Genomic DNA, 23,472 nt, shown 5'->3' with positions numbered 1-23,472 from the left:
TTATAAATTATTTTCTATCCCTCATAACCGGAATAGATTCTTATTCATTTGTATTCCTCCCGAAGCTCTATAATGAAATCTTCCATTCTTTTGATCTATTTTGTAGATGCCATAGCCGTGCGTACAGGCCTTGCTTTTCCAACAGTTCGGAGTGCCTGCCTTCTTCCACAATGCGGCCCTTTATTATGAAAAAAAAGAAAAGTCTTGCGAATTTGAATACGGGCTTAATGCCTATGTCAATACTTTTAGTTTTTACGGATATAAGAGGATTGAACCTCATGTACGGTTTATCAATATAGGTTTCGGCTTTCGGGAAAAGTTTTTTTCTTCTTTGCCTATCACATTGGAAGAGGATTTTTTTGAAAGAGCAGCATGCGTACTTAATCCTGAACCGATTGTCATTCCGAAAATAACCGCAATTTGCAACAGTCTTAAAGAATGTACATTGGAAGGAGGAGCTTTAAAGCTCTATATTCAAGGTAAATGTTTGGAAGTTTTTTCTCTTCTGTACGATTATATTTATAAGGCAAAACCGGCAATAAATGTGCACCTTTCTCAAAAAGACAAGGCCGTCCTTAAAGAAGTAAAAACTTTTATAGAAGAACACTTTGCAGATCATGTTACGATTGCCGAACTTGCCAAAAAGTTTGCCATCAATCAACAAAAACTGGTAACCGGTTTTAAAGATTGTTTTAACACAACGATAAACGGATACACTCAAAAAATAAGAATGACAAAGGCCCTCGAACTCCTTTATGATGATACCTTATCCATTATAGAAATAGCACAAGCGGTCGGCTATTACGGAGACGGCTATTTTCAAAAAGCCTTTAAGGAAACCTACGGCATTACGCCAAGCCGGATGCGGAGGGATTTGTAATTTGATTTTTATACATACTATCCCCCATAGGCGGAATAGATTTTCATTCCTCTTTTCCATACTATTATACAGAAAATAGCAAGCAGCGTTATCCAGCCTAAACTTTTACATAAGGAAATAAAAGCGGTACATAGCGGAACATCATCGAGTAAAAGACTTACCGGAATATGAGAAATAAAGGCAAAGGGTAAGTTCTTTAAAAAGGTAAACACCGATTCGGGTAAAAGGACAAGCGGAAAAATAATACCGGCGGAAATATTTTTAAGTACCCGTATCGATGTATAGAGTGAAGAAACACGCGAAAAATAAAAACTATAGAGTGCTATCAAAAAATCGATTAAAAAATTGATGAGATAACCTGCGATCAAAAAGAGCACAAAAAATAAAGCCTTCCATAATGATAGTATAAACACAAAATATCTTTGCAGCAAAAAATATAAAACCGTGATCGGAACCGCATTCATAACAATAAAAATAAAACGATGAGGTAAATCGGCAGCAAGTTGATACAGTGCATAATTATACGGTTTTATAAGATACTGATTGAGTGTGCCGAGCCTTATATCATCGGAAATTTTAAATACGGAAACCGTTGAAGTAATATTGTAGGTTATCAAAGTCAAAAAGTAATACGATACTATACCGTCTGCTTTAAAAGGCATATCTTTACTTTGATAACTGACGGCAATCCATAACAATACATTAACTGTAAAAGGAAAGAGTGAAAATAAAAATCCGGAAATAAAATTAACTCTATATTCCAATTGATTTGCCAAACTTATTTTAAAAACTTTGTAATATGCATTCATAGTATGGACTCACTCGATGTATACAATCTTCTGATAACATCTTCCATCGAAATATTTTCAATGGTAATATCACTTAACTCTTCAATAAAATCATTGGAAATATTTTTTAATATATCCAAACTCACAGTTGAGTCAGCAGAAATTTTAACCGTATCTTCTGCAGTTTTTTCTGCAAAAAAATTACCTTTTTCTTGCAAGGTTTTTATAATTTTATCCGCTTTCAATAATTTTAATTTTAATATAAAATATTTTTTATTTAAAAATTCATTTTTAAAGTTAATAAAAGAATCGGAATATATTTTTTCTCCCTTATTTATTAAAATCAATTCCGTACAAAGGGAAACAATATCGTTAAAATTATGACTTGTCAGTATGAGGCTTGCATGATATTTATTGCAATAATGTTTTAGAAAATCCCTTATGTTATATTGCGTAATTATATCAAGGCCTATTGTCGGTTCATCAAGAAAAATAAGTTTCGGTTTGTGAATTAAAGCCGCTATCAATTCCATTTTCATTCTCTCTCCTAAAGACAGTCTTCTCACCTGAACATTCACCTGTTTTTCTACGCCGAGTATTTCAATCATTGTGTGCAGCGTCTTTTTGTAATCGGCATCTTCAACCTCGTAAATGGTTTTATTAAGCTCAAAGGAATCAACGGCAGGCAAATCCCACCAGAGCTGACTCTTGTTTCCCATCACCATTGAAATTTGCCGGAGGTACTCTTTTTTCTTTTCAAAAGGATTATGCTGTAAAACGGTAAGGCTTCCTTCCGTCGGCAATATCAAACCGGATAACATTTTAAGTGTTGTCGTTTTGCCTGCACCGTTTAAACCGATTAAGCCCGTTATCGAACCTTGAGAAATTTCAAAGGAAAGATTTTTAACCGCAGGTTTATATAGTTTTTTACGTTTAAACAAATTTTTGATACTGCCTTTAAGTCCTGCATCTTTTTGATAATATGCATAACTTTTGCAGATATTTTCTGCAACAATAATTTTTTCGTTATTAACTGCCAGATCCGACATAACGCCTTACTCCTTTTTTAAAAATAAAATTCGATAATAAAAAAAATATAAAACTTGCCGCAAAAGAATATAGAATATAACTAACGGATAAGTCTTTAACGGCAAACAAAATAGGAAAATTAAAGCACACAAACAACGGAATGACAAAGATAAGAATTTTTTGAAGTAGCCGCGGATATATCTGCATAGGTTTATTTCCGATGGTAATCAGCTCGGAACCTATGCCCATAACAATATCCATCCGCATAAACCAAAAAGCCAAACTCATCAATATAAACATAATCGAATAAATCAAAAAAAAGCCGTTCAACGAAAGTAAAATATACAGTAATAATTTTAAAGGAGTCATCCGTATATTCAGTTTTATAAAACAATATGTCAAACCGGTAATATTTATGATAATATTTTTTATCTGCGGAATATCAAACTCATTAAATGAAATGGTAAAACGCTGATTCAATGGTTTTAATAATATAAAATCCAAGGTGCCGGTATTAATCATTTCGGGCAATCTTTTTAATCCAGGCACTATCAAAAAAGTAAAAACGGAATCCATAAGTCCGCCTTGAAAGGTCAGCATCAACATTCGGTACTTATCCCAGCCGTTTACCGTTTCGGTATGAATAAAAATCGTATCTATAAAAATGAGATACATAAAGAGCCATACAAGTTCAAAGGTTCCGCCGCTTATAAAATTGAACTTATATTCCATTAAGTTCATAAGAGAACCTTTAAAATAGGCTTTTAATATTAAAAGATATTTTTTCATCGCACTGTATCCGTCCAAAAATAATCTATACCTAATACATTATCACAGGACGGCGACAGCTATATGTCGTAATTAGATAAAAACTTTTGAGAAATTTGTATAAGCTCCGCCAGATACTCTTTGGCAGGTACAAGGTTTAAGTTTTTCATTATGGAGCTAAAGATTATATGGGAAAGATCAATTAGAGTTTTAGAAAAAATCTATATTTTATTCTTTAGCAGCATCTAAAATTCGTTCAATATTATAATAATTTTTTTCTACCAATCTAAAATCCTGTATACTTATTGCTTTTCTTATTTCAGACATTATTGAAGGTTGATCTGTTTCTTTTATTTTATCCCCAAATGTTTTTTCACATTTTAGTACAAAAAAACAATATTGTAAAACAGCTAATTGTAAAGCAGTCTTTTTTACATCAAGTTTCAATTCTAAAAAAATAGATGTAACCTCAGCCGGAAGCGAATCATTTTCCAATGTCTGTAAAATATCTTTAATGTTTTTATTCTTAAAAAAGAAAGACCAGTCGGTTTTATCCAATTTAGAAGTTAATGTATGGTAGTTTTTTAGAATATTATTAATACTACCTAAAGACAATTTCATATTTTTTTGAGCCTCAATTTCGATAAGAGCCTTTGCAAATTCCTGCTCTGCCCGTTTTTTTTCTGCTTCTGCTTTTTTAAATTCTTGTTCGACTCGTTGTTTCTCCGACTTTGCTTTACTCAACTCACGCTCTGCCCGTTTCTTTTCTGTCTCTGCTTTCTCAATTTCCGTTTTCGCTTTCATATACGGTTCTAACCAGTTTTCAGTAAGATCTTTATACAAAATCTCATATAAATTAAATAAATTGACATCACTGGAATCAGGATATAACACGAGCAGTTGTTCTTCAGCATTCAAATTTACAAAAAACAACATAAAAAATAAAAGTATTACAAATATTAGTATTATCTTTTTTTTCATAATTTTCCTCCTATGAAAAATGAAAAAAATGATTTTTACGGTAAGTGTCTACCATAAAATAAAAGAATTAAGTATTTCCAGTTTTTGTAATTGTCTCATAGTTTTCCTATTATGTCAATATAAAAATCTAAAAAAAGTACTTTTTTATTTATTTTCAGCAAAACACAGGGTTCAAAGAAGATTTTTGTCGTAATTAGATAAAAAAGTTTTAGCGGTTTTTATAAGCTCTTCTTTATAATCTTTAGGAGAAACGACGGTTACAGCATCTCCGAAGCTAAGGAGTAAGGCCTTCCATAGCCGTTCTTTTGCAGGAACATGAATATGGGTTTTACATTTTTGAGACGGCAGTTTTTCGATAATGGAGTCGGGAAAGTATTCTTCGATGAGCGGAATTTCTTTTTCGGAAAAAATGATTTCTATATCGATGCAGGTTTTATAATACGCTAGCTCGGCTTCTTTCATTCTTTGTTGTATGTCGCCGTGTTTTATAAATGATTTTTCTTTTGAGATGACCAGGTTTTGCATCCGAGCAACTTTAAAGGTTCGATACTCTTTTGTTTCTTTAAGGTATGCAAACAAATACCATGCATACCATTTATAATGAATTGCAAGTGGCTCCGCACAAACATGCGAAGTTTTTCCTTCGGAATTGCGGTAATCGAAAACGATATAGTTCTTACCGCCGATGGCTTTTTCCAAAAGCATATTGGAATCTTGCACCTTTTTATTTTCTTTTGTAACGCTAAAATCCCAAAAAACTTTTTGCCCGCCCTCTTTTTCGATAATGGCATTGTATTTTTCGATTAAGGAATTGAGCTTGTCATTTGTATATGAAGTAGCAAGACTTTCCAAAGCGCTTATAATAATTTGCTGTTCGCTGTTTTTGATGTTGATGTTTTTTATTTTATAATTTTCCAAAACGGCATAGCCGCCGTACCTTCCTCCCAAGGTATATACGGGTATACCGGCTTCGGCTATGCTTACCATATCACGCTGAATAGTCCTGACCGACACATCAAAATACTCTGCCAAATATTTTGCGGAAACCTTTTCATGGTTTAATAAGTATATAATTATTTCGAGGATGCGTTCAAGTTTCATTTTCTAAATATGCAAACTACCCTTTCAAAAAAGTCAAACGGCTATCTACCTCATCCCTTCCAAATAACCTTTTAATTTTTCGATACGCCTTAAAAACTCGGCGTGTTTTTCTTTTTCGCCTTCGATGACTTCGGGAGGAGCGTTTTTAACAAAGTTTTCGTTTTTGAGCTTAGAGTCTATCTTTGAAGCATTTTGTTCATTTTTTTCAAGCTCTTTTTCAAAACGCTTTTTTAATTGATCGATATCTATTGAATCTCCCGTTATCAAAAAAGCCTCAAAGCCCGCCCCTACTACACCGATTGAAGAGGCAGGTTTTTCTTTAAGAGAATCGATAAAGTTTAAACCGGAAAGGCCTGAAAGCATTTCTATTATTTCGGAATTTTCACGGGCAGCTTCCGCAGGAGAGTTTTTCTCAATATAAAGAGAAACCTTAAGCTTTAACTGAGGGTCTATGCCGCATTCGGCCCGTAAGGCTCTAATATTGCGGACAATTTCCTGCAAGGTTCTAAAACGGATAGAAGCGGCCTCATCTATGCGTTCTTTTTTTTCTTCGGGGTAATCTGAAGTCATTAAAATCTTGGCACGAGGCAAGGCGCCTTCAGCACAATTGCCGGGCAGCTTTGAATAAATCTCTTCGGTAACAAAGGCTAAAAACGGATGAAGCAGGCGTAAGGATTCTTCCAAGACTGCAAGAAGTACCGAAGCCGCCCTATCCTTCTCTTTTTCGTCTCCGTACTTAAAAGAAAGTTTAGTACCTTCAACATACCAATCACAAAAATTATTCCAAAAGAATTCGTAAACCTTTTGAGCGGCTTCATTATAACGGTAAGAATCAAGGCTTGAGCGAACCGTTTGAGCCGCTTCGTTTAGTTCATGATAAATCCAGCGGTCAAGTTCTTTTAAGCCGTTTAGACCGCCGTCCCGTCTGACAGTCACAATAGTTCTGCCTGCAAGGTTTCCTAAAATATATCGGGAAGCGTTCCAAACCTTGTTTGCAAATTTCGAGCCGAGCTTAAAACTTTCCATGTCGATTAAAAAGTCCTGACTTTGAGAACCGCACATAAAGGTAAGGGTGAACTTCATAGCATCAGCCCCAAACTCTTCGATAGCTACAAGAGGGTCAATACCGTTTCCCAAGCTCTTACTCATCTTGCGGCCTTGTTTATCCCGAACCAAACCGTGAATAAAAATATCTTTAAAAGGAGCCTTGCCCGTAAACTGCAAGGAGGCCATTATCATTCTTGCTACCCAAAAGAAAATTATATCGTGTCCTGTAACAAGGGCCGATGTCGGAAAAAAGCGTGCGAGGTCTTCGGTCTTTTCGGGCCAGCCGAGGGTTGAAAAAGGCCAAAGCCAACTTGAAAACCAAGTGTCTAAAACATCCTCATCCTGCTTTATGTTTTTTGACTTACAGTGAGGACATTCCGTAATATCCGTGCGGCTTACGATAGTTTTTCCGCAATCGGCACAATACCAAACAGGAATGCGGTGCCCCCACCAAAGCTGACGGGAAATACACCAGTCGCGGATATTGTTCATCCAGTGAGCATAGGTGTTTTCCCATTTTTGAGGATAAAAAACAACATCGCCTTTTTTCCATGCATCTAAGGCTTTTTGAGCCAAGGGCTGCATTTTTACAAACCATTGTTTTGAAACATAAGGCTCTATACTTGTATGACAGCGGTAACAGCAGCCTACTGCGTGCTTTATTTTTTCTTCATTTTTAAAAAGTCCCAGAGCTTCCAAATCTTCGATAACGGCCTTGCGTGCTTTTTCCGTTGAAAGGCCTCGGTATTTTTCGGGAACTGCATCGTTTAATGTTCCGTCAGGGTTTAAGATATTTAGAACCGGAAGATTATGCCTTTTACCTACCTCCCAGTCATTGGGGTCATGGGCAGGAGTTATCTTTACAACACCCGTTCCGAATTCTTTATCGACATAGGAATCGGCAATTACAGGAATCTTCCTATTTGCGAGAGGCAGAATTACTTCTTTTCCTACGATGGATGCATAGCGGGGGTCTTCGGGATGAACGGCTATGGCGGTATCTCCCAAAAGGGTCTCGGGGCGGGTAGTTGCAATTTCTATTTCTTGTATTTTTTCGCCTGCTTCATTTTGTAAAACCGCCCCGTCTGCCAATTTATAATAAATATGGTACATGCCGCCCTTTCGGTCTTCATGTTCAACCTCATCATCCGAAATTGCCGTACCGCATGAAGGGCACCAGTTTACAAGGTAATTGCCCTGATAGATTAGCCCCTGTTCATATAAAGAAACAAAGACCTCCCTTACAGCTTGAGAAAGCCCCTCATCTAAGGTAAAGCGTTCCCTATCCCAATCGACCGAAACTCCCATTTTGCGGAGCTGCTTTGTTATAATCGAGTGATGTTCATTTTTAACTTCCCATACCTTTTCGATAAAAGCGTCCCGTCCGAGGTCACGGCGGTTTTTGCCTTCGGCCTTCAGTTTTTTTTCTACAACGGATTGAGTGGCAATACCTGCATGATCGGTTCCGGGAATCCAGAGGGTTTCGTCCCCTTTCATGCGGTGATAGCGGACAATTACGTCCTGCAAGGTTTCATCGAGGGCATGGCCTACATGGAGAACGCCCGTAACATTGGGCGGAGGAATGACGACAGTAAATGTATTTTTTGCGTTTTTCTTTTTTATCGGGCTAAAGCACTTATTGGCTTCCCAAAAGGAATAAATACGCTCTTCAAATTCTTTAGGATTATAAGATTTTTCCAATTCAATCGCCTGCAATTTTTCGCTCATTGTTTTCTCCAATCGTTTTAAAATACGAGGAAGGATTATAATATGAAAAAGCTAAGTTTTCAAGTGGGACAGATTAGGGGAAGGGGAAAATGGACACCTCTTTGGAAACTACGCTTTAATTGATAATAGGTTATCAATTCTCCCGATAAGTAATTTTTAATTGGTAATTTGTAATGTGTAATTTTCTTAAATTACCCATTATCCATTACCAATTAATTAATCGCTTCCACTTCTTCTTTACTGAGGCCGGTCATCTGCATAATAAAATCAAGTTCACAATTCGCATGTTTCATCAATTTTGCCGTTTCAAGAGCTTTTTTGTATGAGCCGTCGGAAAAACCTTGCTGTATGCCTTGTTGTATGCCCTCTTCCCGGGCGTCCATTTCAAATGCCGACATTATGCGGTATTCTTTGCGTGCCTGTTCGTTATGTTTTACTGCCTCTATCATCGTTTCTATCCTCCCTGTGTATTCGGTATTTGCCGCACCTGTTTTAATATATTCCAAAAAGCCTTTTAGTTCTATATCTTCGGCTTTGCTGAATGCTTGTGCATTGATTATAACTTTTTTTGCCCCGTCTTGTAAGAGTGTTTGCCTGTCTTCAAGGCAAATGTTTTCAAACATGTAAAGCGGTTTGCCTTTTCCTATCACGTCAAACAAACACACAAAAATAATGTAGCTGTCGTTTAAGGTTTTGTAGTGAAGGCCTTTGTCTAAAAAGGAAATATCGAGAGCTGCCTGATAATATCTCATTCGTTTTGGGATATTGTATTCGTTTGCAACCTGCATTTCGATGTCGTAGGATTTTCCGTTTTCGTCTTTGACAAGGATATCTAAGCGTACGGATTTTGCTTCAATGCCTGCAGCTATTGAATTTTGAGATGACAAGTAGGTAATCTTCCCTATCTTGCCGGCTAAAACCATTTCAAGGAATTGTTTGCAAATGGCTTCATCTTGCATGATTTTGCAGAACATAAAGTCATCGGCTATGGTTAAATCGTCAAAACTTTTACGCACTTTTTAACCTCCACATACATTATACCACAGGTCAAAGGATTTTAAAAGAGCAGTTTTTTAATTTAACCGCAAGGGGCACTAAGAGCGCAAAGGAATTTAAGGGGAGCTTTGTTTGAAGTATTGTTTACTTTCCTCTTTGCGAACTTTGCGGCCTTAGCGGTTTTTTTAATTTAACCGCTTTTACCTCTTGGGCAAAAAGAACGGAAGCTCCCATAATCCACAAAAACACCGGCACACAAAGTGCTGTTTTTACATAATTTTTCTTCACATCAATTCTCCATTAACAATTATTAATTATACTTTATTAATTATACATTAAACCAAATTACCAATTGCATTACTCTTTCCAGCTTATCGTAATCGTAACATCGGTGTCGCCGTCGTTAGTGCGGTATTCTTCCGTAAATATTTCTTCACCGCCGTCGCCTATCGTAATATGGGGATTGCTTTCTTGGTTTCCGTGAGACTGCGAACCGTCATATTCCCATTTCCATTGATCATTGTCATAATCATAGGTCAGATGTGCCTTGGTCGTACCGATATGATCATCGGGGTCGGATTTGTCATATTCCATGATGTTGATATATACCGGGATGTAATTTTTCGGTGTGGTATTTATATCCGGTATTTCACTTATAGGAAAGTAGCTGAAATCCCAGTTAAAATACTTGTTATATTCACCATTTTCGATAAATTCATATATATGACCTTTTTTGGCATCCCATACACTGTTGCTTGGACGTTCGGCTATCACATACTTGCCAACCTTCATCGTCCAATAATATTCGGCCTCAGAACTGGCGTCTTCCACTTCTACGCATTTTATTTTATTAAAGGTAACCTTCAGTTTTGCCGGTACAAACTTTACTTCACCGCCCTGCTTTTTGAACCGCCAGTATTTATTGCCGTCTTGAGGTGTTACCTTAAAGTTCGCTTTTTCGGCAGCCCCCGTTGCAAGGACTCTGCCGTTGGTATAGTTGTTAGGCGTTATCCGTGCGGCGGGGTGGTGGCTCAATGAGCCGGTTACGGTAATGCTTTTGCCGCTTTCCAAATAGACGTCGTTGTTTGTATTCACTCTTGCATTGCCTTTCATCTCGAATGTGCCGGCTACGTATACGCCGCTGCCCTTATCGGTCGCCGTGCAGCTGGAGATAGTGCTTGAGTCTTGCATAATGAGCGTACCGTTGTTTACGTATACGCCGCCGCCTTTGTGCGCCGAGCAGTTGGTGATAGCGCTTGAGCCTTTCATAATGAGCGTGCTGTTTACGTATGCGCCGGCGCCTGTGCGGTTTCCGGGCTCTGTGCCGTTTTTAAGCGTTATATTTTCAAGGGTGAGCTTGTTGTTCACATCAAAAATACCCGACAGGTTGTTTGCATTCAAAGAGGCGGAAGAGCCGCTGCTCTTGATAATAAGTTCTCTGCGGATACTAATTTTTCCGTTATTGCCCGGGTCGTTCGTTGCCGTTATTTCCCCGCTGATAGTGATGGTATGGGCGCCTTCCGTTTTTTCAACTTCTTTTTTAAGGCGCTTCCACGCATCGGGGCCGCCTGCTAAATCGAATACGCCCGGTTTAAACTTGACCGTTACGGTTTTATCGCCGGTTACGTTGGAAAGGGTATAGGTTGTACCCGTTTGACCTGATACTGTGCTGCCGTCAACTTTCCAGCTGTCTACTTCCCAGCCGGGATCGGGATGAGCGGTAAAGGTTACGCTTCCGTTGTATGCAACTTGAGTGTTGCCGTTTGTTGTCAGAGTGCCTGAACCGGCTTTAATCTTTCCGTTTCCGCCCGCTACGCTGTAGTTTACGTTGTATTTTTGGCGTTTTACGGTAAATATTACGTTCTGCGTTACAGTACCGTCTTGAGCTTTTACCGTGATGGTAAAACTTTTTCCCGTATCTGCGTGTATGTTTACGTTTCCTTGAGGACTTACGCTTGCCGTTGCTCCCGTGCTGGCAGTATCAAAGGTAAAGTCCGTTACTGTTGCCGTACCGGAAGCTACCGTGTATTCGCCCGCAAAAGGAACTGTTTTGGTTTCTCCGTTAAGTTTAAAGCTCTTTAAGTTTGCAACGTCATTTTTTGATCGGGTTATGCTGACCATTTTTGACCACGCAAGATAATTTCCCGGACTTGCCGCAACGTTTATGGTAATGCTTTTAGTCTCTCCCGGCTGTAAGGTAAGCGGCAATTGCGGTATTACGGTAAACGGAATACTCGGGTATCCGCTAAACGCAAGACTTATATCGCTTTTCGCCACTTGATTTACTACGGTATAAGGCAGTGTAACGGAACCGCCCAAAGCGTTTTGCCCGTGTATTTTAAGCTCAGTCGGAGTTAGGGCATTAAGCTCTACAAATTGTACGGTTACAGTTGTATCTGCCTTTACGGTAAGCGTGGCAGTCTGGCTTCCGCTTGTTCCTGTAAAGTCTGTCGAAGGTGTACAAGTCCAGTTTCCAACCTTGTATTGGGTTGGATCTGTGGGCGTTGCGGTAAAGGTTACCTGCGCCCCATGCGGAACGTTCTCAAGCTTTACCTCACCACCGCTGTTTTGAGCTATTTTGTTCTGACCGTTGCAAGTCCCCTTCAGTTCTCCCTCTCCGCCTGCTACGCTGAATGTTACAGTGTGAGTCGGACCGCTTGCTTCTATCCTTGCGACAGCCTCATCCGAAGTAACGCCTTCCCGGTCGCTCAAGGTTATATAGTACGTTGTAAGATCGTTACCGTTTGCTATTATTATGTTCGTTTTGTAGTATAAAACCCACTTAGCTTGTGATTGCGGTATGTCTTCGGTTAATTTAGCTACGGACCCGTGCGTGGTAAACGAGTCTCCAGCAGGTATTTGAAAGTCCAAATTGTCACCTTTGTATGAAAGATCATAGGATGAGTCGTTGTTTGATGAGTCCTTCTTTATTGTAATGTTTGCAATATCATTGTGTACCGGTTTGTCGGTGTTGCCTATCTTTCTTCTCATTTCATCGGAATCGAATTTAAGGCAGAGCACGTACTTCGAAGGAGACGTGTTTGTCTTTGCAATTACGATATCTTTAGGTGCAGGCGGCGGAGTGTTCGATTTTATGCCGAAGGTGTAGGTTTTCTTGAATACTCTGCCGTCTTTAGCTTTAAGGGTGATAGTCGGGTTTAAACTGCCTGAACCTTGTTCGTATTTTTCTAAGAACTCTTTTTTATATGTAAGCTTCAGCGTGCCGGAACCGGTTCGCTCCAGTTTATAGTGGGTTCCTACCTCAGGCTTAGGAGAAAGTTCTTTAAATTCGACAATGCCCGCAGGTTCCAAAGAAGTCGGCATAACAAACGAAAAGCCTTTCGGGTTATGCACTGAGAGCGTAATATTTACGGGCTCCGAAGAGCCGACACACGGCACACCCGCTTTATCCGGCCTATGTGCCGAACTTATGCTATGGTCTTTGATAAAAACCTCGCCTGCCCAATAGCTTAAAAAATCTTCCGGATTGTCCAGAAATTGTTGACAAGCTGTAAAAAGTACAATTACGGCAACTGCCGCTATGATAAACGCCCCTTGAATCTTCTTTTTACCATGTGTTCTCAAATTTTTCATATAATAACTCCCCCCAACTAACAATTATCTCCATTTAATAAATTCTCCTTATAATACTACGATTTTAATATTTTTTCTATATTTTTAAGCGGTCTATAGCTAAAAAGAACCAAAGTTACCGAAAAAGAACTTTGGTTACTAGCTGAAAAATGTACATCCTTGTACATTTTTCAGCTTCGAGTGTTTTTGCTTACGCAAAAAACTCGTAAGGCGTGGAACCGGCGGCATCCGTGCCGCTGAAGAATTGTACATCCGTGTTTTTCCCGCCATGGATGGCGGGTGGTTTAAGCATACGATGTTTTAGGCAAAAAGCCTAAAACTCGTGATTAAAAAATATACAGGAGGTATATTTTTTAATCGAGCTTCGAGTTTTGCCTTGCGGCAAAACATCGCAAGAATGGAACAACTTGAAATTTACGGCATTGTTGTGTTTTTCTCCGTTGCAAATGTCCTATTTTTTGTGTATAATATAACCGATGATAACGGAAGAAATCAAACAAATAACGGAAAAAATAAAAGAAGCTCTCGACCCCGCACGCATTTATCTTTTCGGCTCCTATGCACGCAACGAAGAAACCGAAACAAGCGACTACGATTTTTATGTGGTTGTAGACGAAAAAAGCGGTAATCCGATTTTACTTTCTCAAAAAGCATATCGGGCTATTCGTAACTGCAGAACAACCCCTTGCGATGTAATTGTAAACGATGTATTAAACTTTGATGAGCGCATAAAAAGGCCCACACTGGAAAAAACGGTTTCAACTGAAGGAATATTAGTATATGAAAAATGACCTTGAACATGATGTAAATGAATGGCTCCGGTTTGTTGAAATGGATATGAGCACCGCCCGTCATCTTTTTAAAATAATGCACCCCAAACCATTGGAAATAATTTGTTTTCACTGTCAGCAGGCTGCCGAAAAAGCTATTAAAGCATTGTTTATTCTAAAGGAAATTGAAGTTATTAAAATACATGACTTAATTATTCTCCTTAAAAAACTAGAACCTTTTTTTTCAGTTCCTCTTTCCGTTAAAAATGCAAGCGATGATTTGACCCCATTTGCCGCGACTTTCCGCTATCCGCAATATCCCGATATTGACGAAGATATTACCCGAAAAGCTCTCTCCGATATGGATATTGTTGTAGACTGGTGCAAAGGGCAAATTAAAACCTGCAGAAGTTAAAACTCGTAAGGCATGAAATCAGCGCCATCCGTGGCGGTTATATAGTATAAGCACTTTTGCAAATAGGCGGAGCAGATGCAAGGAGTTAGGCAAAAAAGTACCGCAGGCGTATCGGGTATACGTCGAGGACACTTTTTTGCCGTGTGACGCAGCAGATGCCCGTATATTTGCAAAAGGGAGGTAATAAACATGTTAGTAGCTGAATACGATTATGATACAGACATCGCAGTGCAGAGATCTGAAGAAAGACAAATAGCTTTTGCCCAAGGTGAAGAAAAAGGCACATACCAAACAAAGCTTGAAACGGCAAAACTAATGAAAGAGGAAAATTGTGAGATTTCCTTTATACAAAAGATGACCGGTCTTTCTAAAGAAGAAATCGAAAAACTTTAGAAAGTGCAGTAACCAATTACCCATTGCCAATTACCCATTACCAATTAAAAATTGAAAAGCGTCTACTTGCATTTTATAGCGTATTTTTTTATACTATTTATGTTATGAGAGAATTTTTTACCGTAAACCGTATTATGTATGCATCCGCTTTTTTTGCGTTGTGTGTTGCACTCGTGCTTAATATTACCACTCAAATTCCTCTTGCAGGGTTCATTTTGGTTGTACGGTGGATTGATGTTGCCGTTAATGCGGTTGCCGCCTGTTTGTGTGTCTTTTTGTTTATAAAACCGGGCTGTAAAATGATTACGTATCTATTGTTTTTTATCGAAGGCGGGGTTACCGCTCATATGGGTTTTGTCGGCATAGGCACCCTCCTTTTTACTGCAGGCTGCGTTATGGTTTTTGTAAACGGAGATTTTAAAACCCGCTATAAAGAAAAGATCGCAGCACTCTGTTTGTACTGGATACTCATTACGATAGGTATTTATTTTTCGTTTAATATAAAAATGGCGATATTCGAAATTGCACTTACTTTTTTTCACTTCGGGCTTCTGGTCTGTCTTTATAAAAAACTGGAATCAAAGCTATCCTTTCTTTTACCTGTTGAAGAAGTTATTAGTCCGGAAATTCCGCTCCCTGCTAAGGGTTCAGCCTTATGCTTGTCGGACTACGGCATTTCGGATCGGCAAAAGTTTTTTATTCAAGGTACGGTCAACGGCGGAAAAACATACGAAGAGCTTGCTGCCGAATATCATGTAAGCACTTCGGTTGTAAAAAAAGATATGGCAGCAGCATGCCGTCTTTTCGGTGTAACAAACAAAGAAGATTTGAGAATTTTGCTGCTGCAGTATAAAATTGAGTAAAAATAATCGATAAACGCTATCGGCAATTTACAAACCGGCACTTGACGCTCGCGCCGGGCTTGTTGATTTTATCTCAAACCGTCGGCTTTTTTCAGCCATTCATAAAAATCAAGACCGGAAACATCCCCGTCAGGCACAAAGAGCCGGCCGTCAATCAGGGGAATTATATCTTCTTCTACCAAGCCTATGATTGCATCAAAGAAAACTCCGTCGATGGCAACATCCTTTATGGGGCTCGATTTTCCGCTATAGACATATTGGCGGCTGTATTGAGTGAGGGCTTCATTGTCATTACCTATAAGGAGGTGCCACAAAAAAAGAGCTGCATCCTTCCTTGTTGCCTTTCCTTTTGAAATATTGACCGAATCGTCATACCAGCCTGCAGCCTTTAGCCTGTCTGCAAGCATTGCAGGCCGCCAAAAAGCCGTACCCGTAATTGAATCAAGGGCATGGGTATTATCCTGAGTAAGGGTTGTCATATCTATTAAGCTTATCTTACTTTGAGTTAAAATTTGAGCCGTAGAGTTCTTAACATCCGAATCCACCTTATAGAATTTGCGGCAGTACTCCCTCTTTTCACCGTAAAGAAGACCGTACTCTTCATTTAAAAAATCCAAGGAAGCATCAAAGGCAACAAGCGCCCCGGTATAATCTTCCAAAAGGTAATAGACAAAGCCCAGCTCCGATTGCAGCCTGTATGCCCTCGGATTCAATTTAATCATCGAAATCAAATAATCTTTTTTGTCTTCAAGCTTGTCGGTTAAGCGCGATTTTACCAAATGCACGTATTCTTCGTGAGGATTATAGCTTTCCGCAGTTTTAAGCATTTTTTTGGCAGAAACCTTGTCCCTGTTTAGTAAAAAGTAATCGGCATAAAGGGCATATACAAAGGCAAGATAGGATCTATCCGATGAAGGAGAGGCTAAAAGAGCATTTAAATCCTTTTTTATCTCTTCAATTTTTTCTTGATTGTTTTCCCTGTACTGCCTGACTATGTTAATTTCAATATGTTCTACATTCCGAATATTATCTTGAGATAATGTAGTAGAATAAATCGAATCTTTTTGTATTGTTGAACAAGATACAAAAACCATCAAAACACAAAGCAGCAAAATCAAAAATTTATTTTTCATTTTGAAACTCCCGTATAAGAATGAATGCGGTTATCTATACCGCAGGTTATCAGTTCAGGCCGGCCGTTTCCGTCTACATCGATTAGATAAGGAATTCCCGTTCCTGCAACAGGAAAACCGTTTATGGGGGAAAGGTTAGCACTATAAGCATATATGGAATTTCCTCCCCCCGAAACAAGCACATCATCATAACCGTCCGAATCAAGATCGATAAGCGTAATAAGATAATCGGATGCATTTTTTTGCTTTAAAGAAATCTTATCGATTATATTACACTCGGTATCTATCTTATATAAAAAGCCGTTATCGGTAATCAAAAAAAACATTTTTAGCTTTTCGGAATAAACGGGTTGAGTTTTACAAGAGCTGTTAAGGTCTATGGAATAAACCTCTCCCTCTTTTCCCTGCATAAGTGAAGGCTTAAGAGAGAACAAGCCCTGCTCCGTTAAGACAGCTTCGTAAGTATTATTTTTATATAGAATAGGCTGAACCGCCGAAATACCGTCAAGCTCTTTGGGATAACCCGAAATAATTTTTCCCTTATCGTCAAAAATATACATGTAGCTGTCAAAAGAACGGGGAATAGCCGTAATAAAATTACCGTACACTGAAGGAGCGGTCTTTAAACGCGTATTCATTTCATCCGAATAATAAAAGGAAGCTGAGCTGTCTACATATAAAAGAACGGGCTTATTTGCAACCGGAACAACTATCTTGTCCTGTATAATCGCCGGAGAAGAACTTAATTTTTCTCCTGTTAAAATAGGAAAGCCTGAGGACACTTCCAGATTGTAATCCGTTTTGTAGACGGTTCCTCTGGCAGATACGGCCCAAACGGAATCCACAATACCTTTTTTAATATCGAGGTTTAAATAAGCCTTATCATCGAGTTTAATCGACTTTAATTGTTTATCGGCTAAATTTAGGGCATATAGGTTCGCACCGCTTACCCAATAAGCAAATGGCACATTGTTTGTTCCCTTTCCGCAATAGATGTATGAGCTCAACTTTGAATTAAATTCGAATGGAAAGGCGGAAAGCTCTCCCAAGGAATGAGCCTCGGTTTTTTGGGCATAAACTTCAAATTTAACGGTTCTTTCTTTTTCAAACCGGATTGAGATCAGACCCCGTCCGAAACCTTTTAATACTGATTGTAAAACCTGATTTGTTCTTAAAAAAGAAGGAACCTGATTTTCCAAATTATAATAAACAAAGACGGAGGTTTCGGGAGAAAAAGATTTTGTTATGTTTTTCCAGTTTTCGGTTTTTACAAGCAAGTCGCCTCTTTTTACATCATTTAATGTAGAGGCTAGAGCTTCGGCACTCTGCGAAAGATAAAGATAGCCGCCTTCAATAACATAAAAAGGAGTGGGAAGCTCAACCTTAAAGGCCCGTAAAAGCCCTGTTAAAATATCGGGAAATTCTATACGCGGTATTCTTATGCCGTCAACAAGAGCCGAGATATTTCTGTTTACAAAAAATGAGGTATAGATTAATTCGAAGGCTTGCCTGCATAGTTTTTCGTCTTTTAAGGAAACAAAAAAGATAGGAACATCTGATTGTTTTACTTCAAAAACACCTATCTCTTCGCCCATCCACGAAAAAAGCAAGTCATCGATGCTCTTATTAAAAACAAATTTGGCTGCCTTATTTGCAGAATTATAGGATTGTAATATAGATGAACCTAAAATATCTTTTCCGTTTTGGAATAAAAATTGGGGGTCCCCCATGTTTATTAAACTGATATAGTCGGCGGATTTCGGGAGCCTGTTCAATATTCCCGGAATAAAGGCTTGTCTTTGAAGAATAGTATTTAAGCCCTCGGATTCGGTTTCCCACTTACAAAGCCCTGAAAGGTTTATATCTTTATAATCCAAACTAAGATCTATCTTTGCATTTTCCGGAAATTTAAGGGCCCGCACAACATTATTGCTTATGGAATCGTCTTTGGGCGTATCCTTGGTAAAATAATTTACATCGCTTAATATGCTTAAAGTTCCGCCCTTCTTTTCTTTAATAAATTTACGCAAGGTTTTAATGTGTTCATCTTCATGCTTTTTAGATAGAGCCGAAAAAAATAAATCTTTGGATGTAGAAGCAATTACGGAATCCTTATAATTTAAGAAATATACAGCTTGACCGCCGCCCAAATCATACTGCCAAAAACTTATACCGTTTTCGTCAACCGGCTTAAGCTCTTTTAAGTCAGCCAATAAGTCAGGTTTAAATTTTAAAATAAAGGGTAAAAGCCTTGTTCCTGCCGAACGGAAGCCCAATTTAGCAAAAATCAAGAAACTACCGTTGGGATAGGCAGCTATGTCTAAACTGATATTTGAGGCAGAGCCAAACCACCATGAACTCAGCATTGGAGAGGCTCTAAAAGAACGGATAGTTCCCTGCAACTGAGCGGTTTCAGGCGAGTTTAAAACCGAATCAAGGGTCTGCATTGAAAGAGTTTTTTGTAAAAGTTCCCCTGCAGAATCTATGTTTACATAGGCATAATGCCCTTCAGGTAGATATTCTATAGGATTTATACCGTCAATTGCAGAATAAATAAGAAAACCTGCAACAGGTAAAAGCAGTACAAGTACAATGACCAAAAAAGTCATTCCGATTTTAAAGAAAACACCGCGCTTTTTTTTGACTTTTACTTCTTTTTGTTCGGGGCTTTTCTTTTCTTCCAAGGAAGCTTCGTTATCATTTTCTAAAACATTATTTTCTACAACAACGGCTTCATCATTTTTTTGATCTAATACGGTTTCGGGATTATCGCTCATCTAAATTCTCCAGATTCAATTGTATTTACTATTATAGAACTAAAGAAGCAAAAAATCAAGCACGGTAAGAACGAATAAAAAAACGGCTCATCCTTTGAATGAGCCGTTTTGTGCAAGAGCTTAAACTCAAGTTTGAGTTTAAAGCCAAAGCTTAAGCATTTCTTGAATAGTATTCAACAACGTTCTGTATATTTCCTACGGGCTGAATATCCGTAGTAACAGGTAAAATATTTACCGTTGCCGAAAGTTTTTCGTCATCAATTGTGAGCCAAGAACCTCTCGCACTTTGAGAAGTACTCATATTATGACGGATAAGGTTTTGAATACCTTTTTTATTTTTTGTTGTAATAACATCGTTTACACTTACGCACATCGAGGGAATGTTTACGGGCTTTCCGTTAATAAAGAAATAAGCATGCGTGACCATTTGTCTGGCCTGTGCACGGCTGATAGCAAAGCCCATTCGATAAATCGTATTATCCAAACGCTGTTCCATCAAGGAAATCATATTATCACCGGTAACACCGGGCATTCGGCTTGCTTTTTTATATAAATTCCTAAACTGTCGTTCCGAAATTCCATAAGCAAATCTGAATTTTTGTTTTTCCTTTAATTGTTCACCATAAACAGAAGTCTTGCCCCGTTTTCTTGCGCCGCGTTCTTTTCCGGGACCATTCGGCTTGCGATCCAAAAGTTTGTCATATTTTGGGTTGCCGTAAATATTAACGCCGAGTCGTCTAACTGTTTTTCCCTTAGGCTGTTTAATCGCCATTCGTCACCTCTTATAACAATAAAATAGATTTTTAAGCCTATCAAAATCAGACTGTTTTGTCAAGTAATTAAAAATTATGGAAACAGTAAAATAGGCGGCAAATCTATGCGCCCGACACGATTCGAACGTGCGACCTGCGGATTCGAAGTCCGATGCTCTATCCAGCTGAGCTACAGGCGCAAAAGATGTAGAACTTTATCAGCTCTGCATAGGGTGGGTAGTGGGATTTGAACCCACGACAACCAGAACCACAATCTGGCGCTCTACCCCTGAACTATACCCACCGAGTATAGGGGCTATTATGCTAAAAAACGGAAAAAATGTCAAGGTCTTTTTTTACAAAATTAGACAAAGTTCGGTTTTTAAGCCTTGAAGACTTAAAAAAAATAGTATATAATTCAACAATAAATCAAAAGGAGTTTTTCATGTCGAATTTAAAAGCAATTGACCTTTTTGAAGCTTATGCTCAAAACAAATTGCCTATGGATGAAGGATACATTGTTTCATCCTTTTTTAAGGAAGATTCGGCCTACAGTGTTTATGAAATAATTTCATATTCAACAGTAAAAGACATTTATATGACCGGTGACGGATTAACCTTCCAAACAAACGGAAAAAAACTTTTCTTATTGGTAGAACCGCCAAACTTCCCCCACAAGGCAACCGAACCTGTATTTAGAGATAAAAATTTCCAAGTACCTTTAAGATTTAAAGAATCCAATATTTATACTGCAAAAAATCAGTCCACCATTATTTACAGCAAAACTCCTCAAGAAGCTATTTCGGCTTTTACGGTAGTAAAACCTGTGGGCATCAACTTTGCTTTCCTATTTTACCCTCTTCCCGATACCTTTAAATTGATTGAGCATTTCTTTGAGAAAACCTTAAATCAAGAAGCCGTCATCCCGGTAGATGATGCAAAAAAAGTAGCAAAGGACTTTGCAGCCCTTTGCGAAAAGGTCTTGACATGGCCTAAAGAATAAGAAGCTTAAAATAACAAGATTTAAAGAGGTACCTATGATTAAAAAACTCCTGGTACCTCTTTAATTTTATAGTGCATCGTTATTCTATCGTATATTCGATAAAACCTTCGGCTTTTCGGCTTATAATTTCGCCTATTCCGGCCCTGACGGTTCTAATATTTTTATAGTTTATATCGGGCATGTTTTGTCCTGTAAGAGCATTGTGGCATAGGGCTATGTCGAGCCCCGAATCCGTAAAATCGTTTTCAAAATTTTCAAAGTATTTTACAACATCCCCTGCAAAAACAACTTCAATTTCGGCAGTATCGCCCGTTTCTTCACAATATCTTTTATAATTAGTTATCTTGTGTTTTAACTTGTCTATTAAGTTAAACTTTTCAATCCTAAACAAAACCTTATAATGCATAATTCCTTCCTTCTTATAAATCTTCAGCCGGTGGTATAGACGGCTCAGGCGGAGGTCTCCGCTTTGAATTGTGTTTTTCGATTTCGGCATCCAAATTTTTAACATCGGATCTGATCAAAAACGGAGAGCCCATTGCAAAGACATTCCCGGCATCCAGTATATAAAGAGGTAAATTTTCTAAAACCGAAAACTGTGCCTTGGGATAGGTATCGGGAGCGGCATGAGTGCCGGGTCCTGCACCAAGGGGCTTAAAACTTAAAAATAGGCCTTGGGTATTTTCAGCATTTGAATCCGAAGAAATTGTATACTTTCCCGTTTCATAATTGCGTAAAATACCGCCGGTATTGGTAAGACATGAATAAACAAGGCTGCCTCTTTTTAAAAGGCGGGGGAATTCGTAACCGGTTCCGTCATTTCCTTTTACAATTACTTTTTTGTCATTATACTCAAGGTCATCAAGCCAATAGCGAAAACGGATATAATCGTCTCCGATAAAAAAGTAAGCATCGATTGAAGCAGGAGCTTCATTAGGATAAAGAAGGATGCCGTCAGGACTGCCCTGTTCTATCCAAAAGCCGTCCAAGAGATTTTTCTTCTCGTCAAGGGAGCTTTCAGAGTTTTCATCTTTTGGTTCTAAAAGATTATCCGCTCTTTCTTCTTTTACCTCATAAGGGATTTTTTTATAAAATGAAGTAAAAAAGAAATTATTTTCTATACATACGGGAAAAACAACGGCTTTTTTAACATAGGGATAGTTTACTCTTAAATAAAATTGACTTTTAGAATTTTCAAGAGCTTCTATGGAGGAAGAAAAATTTCCCATTTTTTCGTACACAAAGCGGTAATAAGGCTTTAAAACAACCCTCATATCGAGAAAATCTTTTTCCCTGTCTCGTGAAAATTCTATAAACCGGCCGCCATTCTCCCAGACTCCCTCTATACCAAGAACCTTTTCGGACAAGGCAGTTTCGGTATTTTCTTGCCCAAATAGATTAAGAGCAGGCCCAAAAAAATCAAAGGCCGGCCCAAAGAAATTAAAGGCTATAAAAAAAGTGAATATAAGGCTGAACGGTCTAAAAAAGCGTTTTTCCATAGGCACTTCCTTGATTAAAAGTTTAATAAGGTTCCCCGTCAGCCTTGGGAGCCGCCGAATGTTTACTAAAAAGAACAAGGGCTATCAATGTTACCACATAAGGGAAAATTTTAAGCCAAACCGGAGGAATAAGGCTCAAGGAAGGGATAACCTGAGAAACATTTGCAACCGTACGGGCAAAACCGAAAAAGAAGGTTGCACCCAATATGCCTAAAGGCTTCCACTGACCGAAGATTAGAGCTGCAAGGGCTAAAAAGCCAAGGCCGTCAACACTGCCGTTAAATTCGCCGGAATAGGTTACAAGAATAACGGCTCCGCCTAAACCGGCCAAGGCACCGCTCGCACATACGGCAAAGTAACGCATCTTATGCACATTTACGCCCGCACTGGCTACGGCCGAAGGATGCTCCCCGCAGGCTCGGAGCCTCAGACCGAAAGAGGTCTTATAAAGTAAAAACCAAGAAAAAACCAAAATAGCCAAAACAAGCCATGTACTCCAATAGCTTTGAGAAAAGAATAATGGCCCCAAAACGGGAATATTCGCCAAGCCGGGAATGTCTTTTCTGATTATGCTGTTTACACGGACATTTCCCGAACCTAAGATGGCCCTAGCGGTATAAACCGTTAAGGCTGCAGCCAACATATTTATGGCAGTACCGCTTATAATCTGATCAGCCTTTAATGTAATTGAAGCAAAGGCATGTAAAAGAGAATATAAGATTCCCATAATTACGGCAGCTAAAAGGCCTACGGGGACAAGAAGGCCTGAGGGTATCAAGCCTTCTAAAAGATGGATGGTAATAGCTGCGGCAAAGCTGCCTACAAGCATGAGGCCTTCAAGCCCTAAATTTACTACCCCGCTCCTCTCACTATAAAGACCGCCCAAAGAAGTAACTAAAAGCGGAATCGTATATGCTATAACATAGGGAAATATTGAAGTTAAAGTATACCACAT

Annotated in this window: 20 protein-coding genes, 2 tRNA genes and 1 pseudogene; 6 read left to right on the top strand and 17 right to left on the bottom strand. The window is 38.6% G+C overall.

Going from position 1 to position 23,472, the window contains the following annotated elements:
• Nucleotides 1-175: 175 nt before the first annotated feature.
• A pseudogene (locus E4N80_RS03465) lies at nucleotides 176-880 on the top strand (helix-turn-helix domain-containing protein); the annotation flags it as partial.
• A gap of 17 nt (nucleotides 881-897) precedes the next feature.
• Here E4N80_RS03465 and E4N80_RS03460 read toward each other — a convergent pair.
• The 9 genes from E4N80_RS03460 to E4N80_RS03420 all read right to left on the bottom strand — a co-directional run bounded on the left by E4N80_RS03460 (nucleotide 898) and on the right by E4N80_RS03420 (nucleotide 12,912).
• On the bottom strand, nucleotides 898-1,689 hold the full coding sequence (locus tag E4N80_RS03460) for an ABC transporter permease (RefSeq protein WP_253700471.1): 792 nt from the start codon (nucleotides 1,687-1,689) through the stop codon (nucleotides 898-900).
• On the bottom strand, nucleotides 1,686-2,717 hold the full coding sequence (locus tag E4N80_RS03455) for an ABC transporter ATP-binding protein (protein WP_253700469.1): 1,032 nt from the start codon (nucleotides 2,715-2,717) through the stop codon (nucleotides 1,686-1,688). The genes E4N80_RS03460 and E4N80_RS03455 overlap by 4 nt, the downstream gene beginning before the upstream one ends.
• Nucleotides 2,698-3,486 (bottom strand): ABC transporter permease, encoded by a 789-nt coding sequence (locus tag E4N80_RS03450; protein ID WP_253700467.1) that lies wholly within the window; start codon nucleotides 3,484-3,486, stop codon nucleotides 2,698-2,700. Before E4N80_RS03450 ends, E4N80_RS03455 begins: the two co-directional genes overlap by 20 nt.
• Nucleotides 3,487-3,693: 207 nt before the next feature.
• Complete coding sequence (locus E4N80_RS03445; protein WP_253700465.1) at nucleotides 3,694-4,446, bottom strand: coiled-coil domain-containing protein; 753 nt, start codon at nucleotides 4,444-4,446, stop codon at nucleotides 3,694-3,696.
• Nucleotides 4,447-4,617: 171 nt separating this feature from the next.
• A complete protein-coding gene (locus E4N80_RS03440; protein WP_253700463.1) occupies nucleotides 4,618-5,547 on the bottom strand; it encodes a helix-turn-helix transcriptional regulator in 930 nt (309 codons plus the stop codon).
• Nucleotides 5,548-5,592: 45 nt separating this feature from the next.
• Nucleotides 5,593-8,322: a valine--tRNA ligase gene (locus E4N80_RS03435; RefSeq protein ID WP_253700461.1), complete on the bottom strand. Its 2,730-nt coding sequence runs from the start codon at nucleotides 8,320-8,322 to the stop codon at nucleotides 5,593-5,595.
• Between the two features lie 212 nt (nucleotides 8,323-8,534).
• Nucleotides 8,535-9,338, bottom strand: coding sequence for an Rpn family recombination-promoting nuclease/putative transposase (locus E4N80_RS03430; RefSeq protein WP_253700459.1), 804 nt, complete (start codon nucleotides 9,336-9,338; stop codon nucleotides 8,535-8,537).
• 124 nt (nucleotides 9,339-9,462) lie between these two features.
• Complete coding sequence (locus tag E4N80_RS03425; protein WP_253700457.1) at nucleotides 9,463-9,606, bottom strand: hypothetical protein; 144 nt, start codon at nucleotides 9,604-9,606, stop codon at nucleotides 9,463-9,465.
• Between the two features lie 69 nt (nucleotides 9,607-9,675).
• Nucleotides 9,676-12,912: an InlB B-repeat-containing protein gene (locus E4N80_RS03420; protein ID WP_253700455.1), complete on the bottom strand. Its 3,237-nt coding sequence runs from the start codon at nucleotides 12,910-12,912 to the stop codon at nucleotides 9,676-9,678.
• 476 nt (nucleotides 12,913-13,388) lie between these two features.
• On the opposite strand from E4N80_RS03420, the gene E4N80_RS03415 reads away from it, so the two are divergent.
• The 4 genes from E4N80_RS03415 to E4N80_RS03400 all read left to right on the top strand — a co-directional run bounded on the left by E4N80_RS03415 (nucleotide 13,389) and on the right by E4N80_RS03400 (nucleotide 15,353).
• Nucleotides 13,389-13,703 (top strand): nucleotidyltransferase family protein, encoded by a 315-nt coding sequence (locus tag E4N80_RS03415; protein ID WP_002688821.1) that lies wholly within the window; start codon nucleotides 13,389-13,391, stop codon nucleotides 13,701-13,703.
• Nucleotides 13,693-14,097 (top strand): HEPN domain-containing protein, encoded by a 405-nt coding sequence (locus E4N80_RS03410; RefSeq protein ID WP_253700453.1) that lies wholly within the window; start codon nucleotides 13,693-13,695, stop codon nucleotides 14,095-14,097. Before E4N80_RS03415 ends, E4N80_RS03410 begins: the two co-directional genes overlap by 11 nt.
• Before the next feature lie 189 nt (nucleotides 14,098-14,286).
• A complete protein-coding gene (locus E4N80_RS03405) occupies nucleotides 14,287-14,490 on the top strand; it encodes a hypothetical protein (protein WP_253700451.1) in 204 nt (67 codons plus the stop codon).
• Between the two features lie 104 nt (nucleotides 14,491-14,594).
• Nucleotides 14,595-15,353: a hypothetical protein gene (locus E4N80_RS03400; protein ID WP_253700449.1), complete on the top strand. Its 759-nt coding sequence runs from the start codon at nucleotides 14,595-14,597 to the stop codon at nucleotides 15,351-15,353.
• A 68-nt stretch (nucleotides 15,354-15,421) separates the two neighbouring features.
• Here E4N80_RS03400 and E4N80_RS03395 read toward each other — a convergent pair whose 3' ends face one another.
• The 5 genes from E4N80_RS03395 to E4N80_RS03375 form a co-directional block, all read right to left on the bottom strand.
• The gene (locus E4N80_RS03395) at nucleotides 15,422-16,486 is read right to left on the bottom strand and encodes a tetratricopeptide repeat protein (protein ID WP_253700447.1); all 1,065 of its coding nucleotides are present in this window, start codon (nucleotides 16,484-16,486) and stop codon (nucleotides 15,422-15,424) included.
• Nucleotides 16,483-19,263, bottom strand: a complete 2,781-nt coding sequence (locus E4N80_RS03390; RefSeq protein WP_253700445.1) for an FG-GAP repeat domain-containing protein — start codon at nucleotides 19,261-19,263, stop codon at nucleotides 16,483-16,485. Before E4N80_RS03390 ends, E4N80_RS03395 begins: the two co-directional genes overlap by 4 nt.
• A 151-nt stretch (nucleotides 19,264-19,414) precedes the next feature.
• Entirely contained in the window at nucleotides 19,415-20,035 is a 621-nt protein-coding gene (gene rpsD, locus E4N80_RS03385; RefSeq protein ID WP_002669771.1) for a 30S ribosomal protein S4, read from the bottom strand.
• Between the two features lie 106 nt (nucleotides 20,036-20,141).
• Nucleotides 20,142-20,215, bottom strand: a tRNA-Arg gene (locus E4N80_RS03380).
• Between the two features lie 32 nt (nucleotides 20,216-20,247).
• Nucleotides 20,248-20,319: transfer RNA gene (locus E4N80_RS03375), tRNA-His, on the bottom strand.
• A gap of 141 nt (nucleotides 20,320-20,460) precedes the next feature.
• On the opposite strand from E4N80_RS03375, the gene E4N80_RS03370 reads away from it, so the two are divergent.
• Entirely contained in the window at nucleotides 20,461-21,018 is a 558-nt protein-coding gene (locus tag E4N80_RS03370) for a hypothetical protein (RefSeq protein ID WP_253700443.1), read from the top strand.
• Nucleotides 21,019-21,097: 79 nt separating this feature from the next.
• On the opposite strand, the gene E4N80_RS03365 is transcribed toward E4N80_RS03370, so the two are convergent.
• Genes E4N80_RS03365 through E4N80_RS03355 form a run of 3 tightly spaced genes read right to left on the bottom strand, consistent with a single transcriptional unit; the run spans nucleotide 21,098 to nucleotide 23,472 of the window.
• Nucleotides 21,098-21,424: a DsrE family protein gene (locus E4N80_RS03365; RefSeq protein ID WP_010690196.1), complete on the bottom strand. Its 327-nt coding sequence runs from the start codon at nucleotides 21,422-21,424 to the stop codon at nucleotides 21,098-21,100.
• Nucleotides 21,425-21,437: 13 nt separating this feature from the next.
• Nucleotides 21,438-22,517, bottom strand: coding sequence for a hypothetical protein (locus E4N80_RS03360; RefSeq protein ID WP_253700442.1), 1,080 nt, complete (start codon nucleotides 22,515-22,517; stop codon nucleotides 21,438-21,440).
• Nucleotides 22,518-22,539: 22 nt separating this feature from the next.
• A complete protein-coding gene (locus E4N80_RS03355; RefSeq protein WP_253700440.1) occupies nucleotides 22,540-23,472 on the bottom strand; it encodes an ABC transporter permease in 933 nt (310 codons plus the stop codon).

The organism is Treponema denticola, from assembly GCF_024181605.1.
GTDB classification, from domain to species: Bacteria; Spirochaetota; Spirochaetia; order Treponematales; family Treponemataceae; genus Treponema_B; species Treponema_B denticola_B.
The sequence above is the reverse complement of the archived record's forward strand: the minus strand, read 5'-3'. Positions and strand labels throughout refer to the sequence as shown.